This is a genomic window from Ruegeria sp. C2 (genome assembly GCF_056537765.1).
In genome coordinates this window covers 529,786-542,992 of record NZ_JBQFRZ010000001.1, presented here as the reverse complement: position 1 = coordinate 542,992, position 13,207 = coordinate 529,786, and the positions used below count along the sequence as shown (strand labels likewise).

At 58.7% G+C, this 13,207-nt stretch carries 12 protein-coding genes; 7 read left to right on the top strand and 5 right to left on the bottom strand.

Features of this window, described 5'->3' with window-relative positions:
* Window positions 1–45 precede the first annotated feature (45 nt).
* The 3 genes from ACR0IV_RS02740 to ACR0IV_RS02730 all read left to right on the top strand — a co-directional run bounded on the left by ACR0IV_RS02740 (window position 46) and on the right by ACR0IV_RS02730 (window position 3,115).
* Window positions 46–1,041, top strand: a complete 996-nt coding sequence (locus ACR0IV_RS02740) for a hypothetical protein (RefSeq protein ID WP_480657982.1) — start codon at window positions 46–48, stop codon at window positions 1,039–1,041.
* Between the two features lie 72 nt (window positions 1,042–1,113).
* Window positions 1,114–2,406 carry an O-acetylhomoserine aminocarboxypropyltransferase/cysteine synthase family protein gene (locus ACR0IV_RS02735; protein ID WP_480657984.1) on the top strand — a complete coding sequence of 431 codons (1,293 nt, stop codon included), beginning with the start codon at window positions 1,114–1,116 and terminating at the stop codon, window positions 2,404–2,406.
* A gap of 4 nt (window positions 2,407–2,410) precedes the next feature.
* A complete protein-coding gene (locus tag ACR0IV_RS02730) occupies window positions 2,411–3,115 on the top strand; it encodes a GNAT family N-acetyltransferase (protein ID WP_480657985.1) in 705 nt (234 codons plus the stop codon).
* 2 nt (window positions 3,116–3,117) lie between these two features.
* On the opposite strand, the gene ACR0IV_RS02725 is transcribed toward ACR0IV_RS02730, so the two are convergent.
* Window positions 3,118–3,813 (bottom strand): SIMPL domain-containing protein, encoded by a 696-nt coding sequence (locus ACR0IV_RS02725; protein ID WP_480657986.1) that lies wholly within the window; start codon window positions 3,811–3,813, stop codon window positions 3,118–3,120.
* A 164-nt stretch (window positions 3,814–3,977) separates the two neighbouring features.
* Between ACR0IV_RS02725 and ACR0IV_RS02720 the strand changes: the two genes are divergently transcribed.
* Window positions 3,978–6,035 carry a hypothetical protein gene (locus ACR0IV_RS02720; RefSeq protein ID WP_480733237.1) on the top strand — a complete coding sequence of 686 codons (2,058 nt, stop codon included), beginning with the start codon at window positions 3,978–3,980 and terminating at the stop codon, window positions 6,033–6,035.
* A gap of 63 nt (window positions 6,036–6,098) precedes the next feature.
* Here the strand turns inward: ACR0IV_RS02720 and hppD are convergent, their stop codons facing one another.
* Entirely contained in the window at window positions 6,099–7,196 is a 1,098-nt protein-coding gene (hppD, locus tag ACR0IV_RS02715; protein WP_480657988.1) for a 4-hydroxyphenylpyruvate dioxygenase, read from the bottom strand.
* Window positions 7,197–7,344: 148 nt separating this feature from the next.
* Here hppD and ACR0IV_RS02710 point away from each other — a divergent pair, with 148 nt between their 5' ends.
* Both ACR0IV_RS02710 and ACR0IV_RS02705 read left to right on the top strand, forming a co-directional pair.
* Window positions 7,345–7,800 (top strand): Lrp/AsnC family transcriptional regulator, encoded by a 456-nt coding sequence (locus tag ACR0IV_RS02710; protein WP_480561468.1) that lies wholly within the window; start codon window positions 7,345–7,347, stop codon window positions 7,798–7,800.
* A gap of 20 nt (window positions 7,801–7,820) precedes the next feature.
* On the top strand, window positions 7,821–9,704 hold the full coding sequence (locus tag ACR0IV_RS02705) for a monovalent cation:proton antiporter-2 (CPA2) family protein (RefSeq protein WP_480470095.1): 1,884 nt from the start codon (window positions 7,821–7,823) through the stop codon (window positions 9,702–9,704).
* 24 nt (window positions 9,705–9,728) lie between these two features.
* Here the strand turns inward: ACR0IV_RS02705 and cobT are convergent, their stop codons facing one another.
* The gene (gene cobT / locus ACR0IV_RS02700; protein ID WP_480657990.1) at window positions 9,729–10,739 is read right to left on the bottom strand and encodes a nicotinate-nucleotide--dimethylbenzimidazole phosphoribosyltransferase; all 1,011 of its coding nucleotides are present in this window, start codon (window positions 10,737–10,739) and stop codon (window positions 9,729–9,731) included.
* A gap of 79 nt (window positions 10,740–10,818) precedes the next feature.
* On the opposite strand from cobT, the gene cobS reads away from it, so the two are divergent.
* Window positions 10,819–11,583, top strand: coding sequence for an adenosylcobinamide-GDP ribazoletransferase (gene cobS, locus ACR0IV_RS02695; protein WP_480657991.1), 765 nt, complete (start codon window positions 10,819–10,821; stop codon window positions 11,581–11,583).
* On the opposite strand, the gene ACR0IV_RS02690 is transcribed toward cobS, so the two are convergent.
* Together ACR0IV_RS02690 and ACR0IV_RS02685 are read right to left on the bottom strand one after the other, a co-directional pair.
* Window positions 11,580–12,341, bottom strand: coding sequence for an ion channel (locus ACR0IV_RS02690; RefSeq protein ID WP_480657992.1), 762 nt, complete (start codon window positions 12,339–12,341; stop codon window positions 11,580–11,582). The two genes, cobS and ACR0IV_RS02690, sit on opposite strands and share 4 nt — an antisense overlap.
* A gap of 123 nt (window positions 12,342–12,464) precedes the next feature.
* Window positions 12,465–12,974 carry a CarD family transcriptional regulator gene (locus ACR0IV_RS02685; protein WP_170792284.1) on the bottom strand — a complete coding sequence of 170 codons (510 nt, stop codon included), beginning with the start codon at window positions 12,972–12,974 and terminating at the stop codon, window positions 12,465–12,467.
* Between the last annotated feature and the right edge of the window lie 233 nt (window positions 12,975–13,207).

The window sequence follows — 13,207 nt, the reverse complement described above, 5'->3', positions numbered from 1 at the left end:
GGTTGAGGCAGATGCCGAATTCCGGCCCGATCAGAGAGCGACAAGATGCAGGCAAGCCCGGCGACATTCAACATCCTCATCATCGGGCAAAACAACCGGCTGCAATATGAGGCGTTGCTGTTTGCCGCATCATTGCGCCACAGTTCCCCAGGCTTCAAGGGTCGGTTGTTTGTGGGCGTACCACAGCCCGGCCCGCGCTGGCCCCAGAACCCGAGCATACAGGACATCGAGGTGCTGGAAGCGCTGCAGCATCTGGGTACTGAGATCCTGCCCTTCGATTCCCATACTTTCGGCGCAAGCTATCCCCACGGCAACAAGATCGAAGCCCTGCTGGCAATGCCCGAGGACGAGCCATTCGTCTTCTTTGACAGCGACACGCTGATCACCGGCGAGCTTGCCGATGTTCCATTTGATTTCGACCGACCCGGTGCCTCGCTTAGGGTCGAAGGTTCGTGGCCCAAACCGACGCTCTATGGTCCCGGCTATGAAGGTATCTGGCGAGCGTTATATGACCGGTTCGGGCTGGATTTCGAAAGCTCTCTCGATCCCAGCCAACCGTCGGGATATTGGCGGCACTATCTGTATTTCAACGCCGGATACTTCTTTTACAAATGCCCCCGCCTGTTTGGTGAGCGCTTTCTCGACTACGCCCGCACCATCCGGGACGAGGAAATCCCCGAGCTGACAGGACAGGTTCTGGATCCTTGGCTTGATCAGGTTGCGTTGCCGCTGGTCATCCACTCGTTCGGCGGTGGTCGGGATGCATTGCCCGAGGGTCTGCTGGACGGATCGATCAGTTGTCATTATCGCCTGTTTCCGATGCTCTACGCCCGCGAAAGCGATCATGTGATCGAGGTGTTGGAAACCGTTGTGGCCCCGAACAAGATCAAGAAGGTGCTCAAAGGATATGACCCGCTGAAGAAGCTGGTGATCCAGCGCAAAGGTGCGAAGATCCGGGCCTTGTTCGACCAGGACAACTTGCCTGCGCGTGAACAGGTCATACGCAAGACAATCAAATCCAAGGGGCTTTGGCTGCGGTGACGCAAGCGTTGTGCGTGACGGGTCAATGTCTTAGAGATTCATCAACAAACATTCCAACAGGAGATTTCTTCGATGTCCGACGGCCCGACCTACGGTTTTGACACGCTACAAATTCACGCCGGGGCCCGCCCCGACCCCGCCACGGGCGCACGTCAGACGCCGATCTATCAGACCACTGCTTACGTGTTCCGCGACGCCGAGCACGCCGCAGCTTTGTTCAACCTGCAGGAAGTAGGTTTCATCTATTCCCGTCTGACCAACCCGACCGTCGCAGTGCTGCAGGAACGTGTCGCGACCCTTGAAGGTGGCGTCGGCGCGGTTTGTTGCTCGTCAGGTCACGCGGCGCAGATCATGGCGCTGTTCCCGTTGATGGGGCCCGGCTGCAACGTGGTGGCCTCGACGCGTCTGTATGGCGGCACGGTCACGCAGTTCAGCCAGACGATCAAACGCTTTGGCTGGTCGGCCAAGTTTGTCGACACCGATGATCTGGACGCCGTGAAAGACGCCATCGATGAAAACACCCGCGCGGTGTTCTGCGAGTCTGTTGCCAACCCCGGCGGTTATGTCACAGATATCCGCGCGCTGGCGGATGTGGCGGATGCTGCGGGCATTCCCCTGATCGTCGACAACACCTCGGCCACGCCGTACCTGTGCCGCCCGATCGAACATGGTGCGACTCTGGTCGTGCATTCGACCACCAAGTACCTGACCGGCAACGGCACCGTCACCGGTGGCTGTATCGTGGATTCAGGCAAATTCGACTGGTCGGCGAATGACAAATTCCCCTCGCTCAGCGAACCCGAACCCGCCTATCACGGCCTTAAATTCCACGAGACATTCGGCCCGCTGGCCTTCACTTTCCACGGCATTGCCATCGGCCTGCGCGATCTGGGCATGACGATGAACCCGCAGGCGGCGCATTACACGCTGATGGGGATCGAGACCTTATCCCTGCGGATGGAACGCCACGTCGAGAACGCCCAGAAGATCGCAGCATGGCTGGAGGCTGACGACCGCGTGGACTACGTGACTTATGCTGGTCTGCCCTCGTCGCCGTATCATGATCGGGTCAAGGCGCATTACCCGCGCGGCGCGGGTGCTTTGTTCACTTTCGCGGTCAAAGGCGGCTATGACGCCTGCGTCAAACTGGTCAACGCGCTTGAGATCTTCAGCCACGTGGCCAACCTGGGTGACGCGCGGTCGTTGATCATCCACTCGGCCTCGACCACGCACCGCCAACTGACGCCCGAGCAGCAAGAGGCCGCGGGCGCCGGACCGGGCGTTGTACGTGTCTCGATCGGGATTGAGGATGCGGACGATCTGATCGCCGATCTCGACCAAGCTCTCGCCAAAGCGAGCGCCTGATCCGATGGCCGGGCACGACACCAACGATCTGGGCCAACCCATCGGTTTGCCGGTAGAGGGCGAATACCCGCGCCCCACCCCGCCTTATACGCCGATGGTTGGCCGGTTCTGCTCGGTCGTGCCGTTGGATGTAAACAGACACGCGCCCGGGCTTTACCGGGCGTTTGCCAATGATGCGGATGGCCGCAACTGGACCTATCTGCCCTACGGTCCGTTTAGCGCCGAGGCGGAGTTCATCGACTGGGCGCATTCCAACTGCATGGATGCCGATCCGATGTTCCACACGGTGCTGGATGTAGACGAAACACCTGTTGGGATGGCGTCATATCTACGCGTCGAACCCGCGGCCGGTGCAATTGAAGTCGGTCACATCCACTTCTCACCACTGTTGCAGCGCAAACCGCAATCGACTGAAGTCTTGTTCCTGATGATGCAGCGCGTTTTCGATGAATTGGGCTATCGCCGCTATGAATGGAAATGCGACGCTTTGAATGCGCCGTCACGTCAGGCTGCCGAGCGGTTGGGCTTTACCTTCGAGGGCATCTTCCGGCAGGCAACCCATTACAAGGGCCGCAACCGTGACACCGCCTGGTACTCGATCATCGACAGCGAGTGGCCCCGCATCAAGCAGGCCTTTCAGACTTGGCTATCACCTGAAAATTTCGATGAGGTGGGCCAGCAACACCAACCGCTGCAAGCCCGCGCCTGAGATTACTCGGATATCTCGTAGTCCATCGAGATGTTGACCGAGACCGAAATCTCGCCGCCCGCAACCGGAACCCCTGCGGAATCGGACATCGCCATTTCACGCATCTGAGCGACCGGGCGCACGCCGCCACCGTGATCGTTGATCGAAATCACTGGGCCCAGCGTAATGCCTGCCGCTTGCGCCAGTTGCTGCGCCTTGGCTGTTGCATCCGCGACCGCTTTGGCCCGCGCCTCGGCCTCAAGTGGTTTGGGGTCCTGAACGCCAAAGCTCAGACCACCGAAATCATTGGCACCATCCTTGATGACCGCGTCCATGATCTGACCTAGCTTATCCAGATCGCGCACTCGGACCGACACCCGGTTCGAGGCCGTAAACCCGGTGATCTTGGGTGGTGCATTGCCGGAACTGTTCCGCCCCGACCAGACAGGAGACAGCGACAGGTCGCGGGTCTGCACGTCACGCGCCTCCAACCCCATTTCATCCAACCTCTTGAGAATCTGTGCCACCGCATCCGATGTCGCCTGCATCGCAGCCGAGGCCTGCTCATCTTGATTTGTCACCCCCAGCGTGATGGTTGCCATATCAGGCGCGGCGAGAGTGGTTCCGGTACCGCTGACCGAGATTCGGCGTTCTTCCGCATAGGCGGGCATGGCCGCGACCGCTGCGGTCATCGCAGCCAGAAAAGCAAGTGTCTTCAAGGTGATCCCTCCTAGTGACTTGCCTACAAGATGGGTATCACACGCGGCACACGGCAAGAGGGTAACGCGCCTTTTTCTTTCCCTCGGCGGGTTCCTGCTCTAATCTCGGACGGCAAACATCCAAGCGTTTGCATTAAAGCTGACAATTATGGTTCATCCGGATTATGAAACCCGCCTTTGCGCTGTCATTTTCTGAAAACGGTATTTCCCTGCATCACCAGTCGGATGGCGACTGGTATTGCATCGGGACCGTTCCGTTGGATGCTCCGGATCTGCAGGATCAGATTCAAGCTCTGCGAGATCAGGGATTCGCGCTGGAAAACGATCTGAGTTGCAAGCTGATTATCCCTTCGGACCAGGTGCGGCTGTTGACGGTTGAAACCGATGGTCTGGACAGTGACGCAGCGGCGCAGAAGGTCGAAGGCACGCTCGCCTCGGCGACGCCCTATGAACTGTCGGAACTGGCCTATGTCACCGATGTCGACGGCCCTTTGACGCGTGTTGCCGCCATAGCGCAACAGACGCTGAACGAGGCCAGCGCATTTGCGACTGATCACGGATTCATCCCCGAGGCAATCTGGGTCAGCGCAACGGGCAAAGATACGCTGGACGAGCCGTTTTTCGAATTGCCGGTCACCAAGAATGAAACGGTCGAGGCCGCACCTGCTGCCTCAACGCCAGAGGTCTCGCCTCCGACCCCAGACCCCCAGCCAGAGCTGAAACTGGAGCCAGAGCCAGAGCCAGAGCCAGAGCCAGAGCCAGAGCCAGAGCCAGAGCCAGAGCCAGAGCCAGAGCCAGAGCCAGAGCCAGAGCCAGACAAGACACCGGATATCCCGGTGCATGCAATAGCTGATGAAGCCAAAGCGCCTGCCTTCGAGCCTACCTCTCTCACCCTGCCCACCGCAGCAAAGTCCGGGACTGATCTAAAACGCTTTGTCCTTCCCGCTATTGCCGCGTCGGTTTTGGTCGGGATGCTGCTGGGCGTCTGGTCCTTCAACAGCTCTGAACCCGAAGCCATCGAGGTAGCCGAACCGCTGAATCTGGACCCGGAGCTGCAGCCGGAACCAGAAGTTGCGATGACAGAGCCTCAGCCCGAGGCACCTGAGTCGCAAACCCAGGACCCCGAGACCGCAAGCCTGACGCCGGAACCTGAGACACAAGATCCCTCGACCGAGGAGGAACCGGCCCTCTCGGCAACGGATGCGGCCATCTTAGAAGCGCTGAGTGTTGAACCGGAACCGGTCGAAGACATCGCGAAGCAGCCGGATGACACAACCGAATTTCATGCGTTTACGGGCACTGCTCCGGTTGAGCCCTCAGAACTCGACTCGGCGCCTGAACAGAACGTCGATGATCTTTATCTGACTTCGGTCGACCGCTCGGACCTGTCGACCGATATCGTCGCCCTCCCCTCGCTTGCCAGCCTGGATACGGATGCGCCAGTCGACCAGATCACCTTGCCCGGTCAGGCTGGGCAACGGTTCGAACTTGATGAGCGTGGCCTCGTGACGCCAAGCTCTGACGGCACGCTGAACCCCGCCGGGGTAATGGTCTATCTTGGGCGACCGTCTTCTGTTCCGCCCGAAGCACCAACCCGGTTTGAGACAGAACCAGCCGTTATTGAAGAGATTGACGAACGGCTCGCAGCGTTCCGCCCGCGCCCGCGTCCGGAAAACCTAGTGGACCAGTTCGAGCGCCAGCAGTTGGGTGGTCGATCCCTGCAAGAGCTTGCCTCGGTTCGCCCCAAGCTGCGGCCCGAGTCGCTGCAGGTCAAACCGGTAGTCGATGAAACGCCAACGGCGCTGGCGGTTGTGCGGGTGCCGCGCCCGAAGATCCGGCCAGCCGGCCTCGCACCGCGCGCGACGTCACAACCAAGCACTGGCGGCACTGCCCCGCTTGCGTCGACAGCCAACGTGGCCAGCAATTCCGATGAGGCCGGATCGTTCCAGCCCAAGGCGGTGAACCCCAAAATCCCGTCAAGCGCATCGGTCGCGCGACAGGCAACCATCGACAACGCCATAAACCTGCGCAAGCTCAACCTGATCGGCGTCTACGGTACCCCGGCGAACCGCCGCGCATTGGTCCGCCTGCCCAGCGGGCGTTACAAAAAACTGAAGGTGGGCGACCGTATCGACGGCGGCAATGTCATTGCCATTGGCGATAGCGAGTTGCGCTATCAGAAACGCGGCAAGAACGTCACGCTCAAAATGCCGCGTAGCTGATAGTCGAACGAAAAAGAGCGCCGCATCAAACGGCGCTCTGTCATCGATCCGATGTATTTGCGATCAGGCTGCCGAGATTTCACCCGATTCGATCTGCTCGCGCTCGATGGATTCGAACAGGGCTTTGAAATTGCCCTCACCAAACCCATCATCGCCTTTGCGCTGAATGAACTCGAAAAAGATCGGGCCGATTACAGTTTTCGAGAAGATCTGCAGCAGGATCTTTGTTTCACCACCATCCACGACGCCTTCGCCGTCGATCAGGATGCCGTGCTTCATCATACGGTCCTTCGGCTCGTCATGGCCGGTCACGCGGTCATAGGACATATCATAATATGTCTCATTCGGGCCGGGCATGAACGTCAGGCCCTTCTCGGCAATCGCATCGGTCGAGCTGTAGATGTCGTCGCTGCCAACCGCGATATGCTGGATACCTTCGCCTTTGTATTTCTTCAGATAGGACACGATCTGCCCGGTCTCACCGCGATCTTCATTGATCGGAATACGAATACGACCGCAGGGCGAGGTCAGCGCCCGGCTAAAGAGACCAGTGAACTTGCCCTGAATATCGAAAAACCGGATTTCGCGGAAGTTAAACAGGTCGCCGTAGAACTTGAACCACTTGTCCATGTTGCCCTTGAAGACGTTATGGGTCAGGTGATCGAGGTAATAGAACCCGTCACCCCGCGGTTTGGATTGCTTCAGCCACTCGAACTCTTCGTTATAGGGCGAGGTGTCATGGTACTGATCGATGAAATAGATCAGTGAGCCGCCGATGCCTTTGATCGCTGGAACATCCATGGCCTTGTCGGCAGCGTCGTAGGGCTCGGCCCCCTTGGAAACTGCGTGCTCATAGGCTTGCTGAGCATCCACGACGCGCCAGCCCATCGACGGGGCGCAGGGGCCGTGTTCGGCCACGAACTTGGCGGCAAAGCTGTCGGGGTCTGCGTTCAGGATGTAGGTCACGTCGCCCTGCTGCCAAAGCTCTACTTTAGGCGTGTTGCGATGATAGCCGACATATTCGAAACCCATGCGCGCAAACAGGTCACGCAGTTCTTGCGGTTCGGGATGGGCAAACTCGACGAATTCGAACCCATCGGTCCCTGCAGGGTTTTCATCACTGATGACAGATTTCGGGGCGTTATGCGGGAAAGGACCCATGGCGCGTCTCCTTGGAAAACAGGAATTTCTTTGCTGATTCAAAAAATACGCCTTATTGAGCGCTGTTTCTGCGCATTGTTTTCGTATAAACTTAGTTCATATGCGTATTCCCCGCATCTTATCGACGAATATTGAGGAAACGCCGCACGTGCTTGATCGGATTGATATCGGAATACTCGCGGCATTGCAGCGCGACGCGCATCTGACTTCGCAACAACTGGGCGACGTGTTGAATCTGTCTGCCAGTCAGGCGGGCCGCCGCCGACAACGGCTTGAGGCCGAAGGTTACATCACCGGATACACCGCCCGACTGGACCCACTGAAGCTGGGGCTGCAGGTGCAAGGGTTCATTCAGGTGCATCTGGGCACACACGGCCCCGAACAATCCGCAAGCTTCGCCCGTATGGTCAATACGCGCCCCGAGATCTGCAGTGCCTGGACCATGACCGGAGAGGCAGATTACCTGCTTCACGTCTATTGTGACGACTTATCAGCACTCAACAGCTTGCTTCACGAAGTGATCCTGCCGCATCCTGCTGTTGCACGGGTGCAAAGCCAGATCGTTATGGACCAATTAAAACGCGACGCGCCACTCCCGACCTGAGCGCACAAGAGAGAGCATTAATGAACGAATTCCTTTATCAGGCATCGATCTATCTGGCAGCTGCGGTAATCGCGGTTCCACTATCTGCCCGTCTCGGGCTGGGATCGGTCCTGGGGTATCTAGCCGCAGGCATCGCCATTGGTCCAATTCTGGGTCTCGTCGGTGCGGAAACAGAAAGCCTGCAGCATGTGGCCGAATTCGGCGTCGTGATGATGTTGTTCCTGATCGGATTGGAACTTGAGCCCCGCGCCCTGTGGGATATGCGGGACAAGTTGTTGGGCCTTGGCGGGTTGCAGGTCGCCCTTTCAACCGCCGCCATTGCGGCTGTGGCCTTCTATGCGGGTCACCAATGGTCGGTTGCGCTGGCGGTTGGGTTAACTCTGTCTCTGTCATCAACGGCGATTGTACTGCAGACCCTGTCCGAAAAGGGCCTGATGCAAACAAATGGCGGGCGCGCGACCTTCTCGGTTCTGCTGACACAAGACATCGCGGTGATCCCGATACTGGCCTTCCTGCCGCTACTGGCTTTGCCCGCAAGTATCCAGATTGAAGACGACGGCTCGATCAACCGCGGCATAGAATCGGCAAAGAACGGGGAGTATCATGCTTCTTTGTCACTGGTCGAAGGGCTGCCCGGCTGGGCCGTGACACTGGTCACGATCGGAGCGGTCGCCTTTGTTGTTCTGGCTGGCATCTACCTGACCCGTCCCCTGTTCCGGTTCATTCACGCCACCCGCTTGCGCGAAATGTATACCGCACTGGCGTTGATGATCGTGGTCGGTATCTCGTTTCTGATGACGCTCGTGGGGCTCTCGCCGGCTCTGGGCGCATTTCTGGCCGGTGTCGTATTGGCCAGTTCTGAATTCCGGCACGAAATGGAAAGTGACCTTGAGCCGTTCAAGGGGCTGCTGCTGGGCTTGTTCTTTATCACCGTGGGTGCGGGAATCGATGTGGGGTATTTCTTTGCCGATCCGTTTGATCTGATCGGGCTCGCCCTGCTTGTCATTCTCGCCAAGGGGATCATCCTGTTTATCGTCGGGCGCGCGTTCAAGCTGCGGGGGCGCGATCACTGGCTGTTCACACTTGGGCTGGCACAAGCCGGTGAGTTTGGTTTTGTGCTACTGGCATTCTCGACGCAGCAGAATGTGATCCCGCCTGGCCTGTCGCAAAAGCTGCTGATGATCATCGCGCTGACCATGCTGATCACGCCGCTGCTGTTCATTATCTACGACTTGCTTTCACGCTATATGGGCGAGAGCAAGCCACAGGTCGAACCCGATCAGATCGATGAAAAAGGGCCCGTCATCATCGCCGGGATCGGTCGCTTTGGGCAGATCGTCAACCGGTTGGTACAGGCCAGCGGGTTCAAGACGGTGGTGTTGGACCATGACATCGAAACCATCCAACTGATGCGCCGTTTTGGGGTCAAAGGCTTTCTGGGCGATCCTACGCGCCCCGAATTGCTGCGCGCCGCTGGTATCGAAAAGGCCGCCGTGCTGGTGGCCGCGATGGATGACTACAAACAAGTGACCCGGCTGGTCAGCTACGCCCGCCGTCAACGGCCCGACCTGCATATTATCGCGCGCGCGCGCGACCGCACGCATGTCTACGAACTCTATCAGGCCGGAGCCAACGATATCGTGCGCGAGATGTTCGACGGATCGCTGCGCGCAGGCCGCTATGTTCTGGAAAATATCGGGCTCAGCGAATACGAAGCCGCGCAGGCAGAACAGACCTTTTATCACCATGACCGGACATCAGTCCGCCAACTGGCGGAACTGTGGATACCTGGCATGCCCACTGCCGAGAACAAGAAATATATCGAACGCGCACAAGAGCTCGAAAAGGACTTGGAGACCGCCCTGCTGGAGCTCGCCGAGGAACACGCCAAGAAATCGGCCTGACCCTTACCGGATCAGGCCGTTAAATCAGCCGTCCGAGACCCCTGCTTCGGCAAAGGTAGCCATGCCGGAATGGCAGGCCACCGCGCTTTTGAGAATGTTGATCGCCAGCGCCCCGCCCGAGCCTTCGCCCAAGCGCAGACCGAGGCTTAATAAGGGTTCCTTGCCAAGCTTATCCAGCATAGCAGCATGCGCTCCCTCGGCGCTTTGGTGCCCCGCCACGGTGTGATCGAGCGCCGTCTCTGAGATCTGCGCCAGGCAGGCAGCCGCGGCAGTGCAGATAAACCCGTCCAGAATGACCGGAATGCGCAACACGCGCGCGGCGGCAATCGCGCCGGCCATGGCCGCAATCTCTCGCCCGCCGAGGCATCGAAGGATATGCAGACCGTCGCCCTGACCGTGCAGCGCGACGCCTTCCGCAACAACGCGGGTTTTGTTTGCCAGACCTTCATCATCCACACCGGTCCCGCGTCCGGTCCAGTCGGCAGCTTCCCCTCCGAACAGCGCGCAGGCAATGGCCGCGGCAGGGGTGGTGTTTCCGATCCCCATCTCTCCGACCACAAGCAGATCAGCCTGCGGATCAACCGCCTGCCAACCCGTGCGCAGGGCGCTCAGCAATTCCTCTTCGCTCATCGCTGGCGCTTGCGTGAAATCTGCGGTGGGACGTTCCAGCTCCAGCGCATGCACGTCCATCTTCGCGCCCGCGGCCTTAGCCAGTTGGTTGATCGCCGCCCCGCCATGTTCGAAATTCATGACCATCTGCACCGTCACCTCGGATGGGAAGGCCGAAACGCCCTGCGCCGTAACACCGTGGTTGCCCGCAAATACGATGACCTGAGGCGCGGTGATCTGAGGCCGCGCATCCCCGCGCCAACCCGCATACCAGATCGCCAGATCCTCAAGCCGGCCCAATGCGCCGGGTGGTTTGGTCAACTGGCCATTACGCGCTTCTGCTCCTTGTACGGCAGATGTGTCCACGCCGGGAGCGCCGGTCAGCGCATTGCGGAAACTGTTCAGATCATTGAGTTCGGGCAGCATTGAAAGCCTCGTTGCATCAGAGTGGTTGTGTGTGTTTAACCAATGCTGGCAAAGCAACAAGACCCTGAAAGGCCTGGGAGTGACCAAAAACGACACCGCCCCGTTTTCTGCGTGGGATATCCCGCTCGCTCTGGTCCTGCTGACCCGCCTGCCCCTGCCGCGCCTGCCTGACGAGGCATTTGCCCGCCAGTCGCGCGCCGCATGGGCTTATCCGCTGGCGGGGGTTGTTGTTGGCGCGCTGGCCTGCGGCGTCGCCTGGATCGCGATCTGGGCGCAGTTGCCCACCTTCGCAACCGCCGCTTTGCTGGTGGCCACGCTGATCATCGTGACCGGAGCAATGCATGAAGACGGGTTGGCCGACACCGCCGACGGGCTCTGGGGCGGTTTCACATCTGAGCGTCGTTTGGAGATCATGAAGGACAGCCATATCGGCACCTACGGCGTGCTGGCTTTGCTGCTCGCGCAGATGCTTCGAGTTGCTGCCATCATGGCCATGATTGGCGCGGATTTGCTGACGGGCGTGCTTGCAGCGTGCATTTTCTCTCGCGCCATGATGCCTGCGCTGATGCGTGCGCTGCCGAACGCTCGCAAATCGGGGCTGAGCCATTCGGTTGGTGCGCCTCCCCTTTCTGCGGTTCTGACAGGCATCGGATTGGCCATCGCTCTTTCGTTGCTACTGCTGGGCGGATCAGCCATCGCACCAATGCTCTGCGCGCTGCTCGCAACGGCCTTTGTCGCGCGCCTCGCAAAGATCAAGATTGGCGGCCAGACGGGCGATATTCTGGGTGCCACTCAGCAGATTTCGGAGATCGCATTCCTTTTGGCGCTGACCGCATCGCTTTAAGATGCACCCCCGGTTTCGATGCGCAACGTCGCGCCACAGTGTTTGCAATGCACGGCATCCGGATCGTGCCGAAACAGACCACAGCTTGGGCATTTGTAGCGTACCTTCTGCGGCATGAAGATCGCCTGCGCCAGACGGACAAAAAGCGCCACGCCAACGACCATGATGAAAACCGAAAACAGCTTCCCCGCAGGTGTGCCGAGCGTGATATCCCCGAAACCGGTCGTCGTCAGCGTCGCCATGGTGAAATAAAGCGCGTCAATATAGGGGGTCTGCGCATCCTCCGGGACAAAGAAGACCAGTACGGCAGTCGAGGTCGCAAAGACAAAGACCATCAGATTGATCGCCGCGATCACGGCATCTTCGTGGGTCCTGAAAAACGGACTATCCCGGCGCAGGTCCCGCAGCAGATGATAGGAATGTATCAGCCGCAACGCCCGCAAGATCCGCAGGAATGCCAGATTTCCGGTTAGGAATGGGTCAAGCAACAGGGAAGCGATCACCACGATATCGGCCAGCGTATAAACCTGACGCAACAATTTCCAACGGTCTTTGGCGATCCACATGCGCGCCGAGAAATCCAGCAGGATAATCAGCCCGACCCCGAGACTTGCAGCCGTAAGTCCCGGTCCGTGCGGGATGTTCGCAGTAGCAACAAAAAAGATGATTGAGGCGATGTCGAACAGGATGAGGCCATAGCGAAACCAGACCGAAACTGGCTCATGGCTGATGTAGAGGAACTTCACCGTCTGCTTCATCATGTCCCCGTATCTTCCCGCAGTTACAGAAAAATACCCGACAAGCGTCTCTGCACCAAGCGTCGACCACAAAAAAGGGCCGCCCCGGATATCGGGACAGCCCATGAAAGAGTTTGATCGCGATCAGGCTGCGCGCGAGGTCAGAACTTCGTCGACCTGTTTGGCCGCAGAAATCTCATCCGCACCGGACACCGCAGCCACTTCGCGGGTCAGACGCTCAAGCGCGGCTTCATACAGCTGACGCTCAGAATAGCTCTGCTCGCGCTGGTCATCGGTGCGATGCAGGTCACGAACAACTTCAGCGATCGAGATCAGGTCGCCGGAGTTGATTTTCTGTTCATATTCCTGCGCCCGGCGCGACCACATGGCGCGTTTCACCTTGGCTTTGCCTTTCAGCGTTTTCATCGCCTGAGAGATCACATCCGGAGAGCTGAGCGAGCGCAGACCAGATTCGGTGACCTTGTTGGTCGGAACCCGCAGCGTCATCTTGTCCTTTTCAAAGGAAATCACGAACAGCTCAAGCGAGAAGCCTGCGACTTCCTGTTCCTCGATCGATATGATCTGCCCCACGCCATGGGCGGGGTAAACAACATAATCGTTCGGGCGGAACTCAAGCTTTTTCGACTTCGACATTCAGATACATCCTTCGTTATGGACGGGGATATGAGACAACAAAAACACCCCAGCCGAGGCCCAGCACGGCCTCGTCAGGCACATCTATTGTCACAAAATCAGGACTCCATAGTGAGCATACTTACGGAGCACGTCCCCATCACAGTCATCATTCAGACCTGAGTATATCACAAAATTGCGACACTCAAAAGACCGGCCCTGATCAAAGGCAGAAAAATCGCTTTATCTCAATG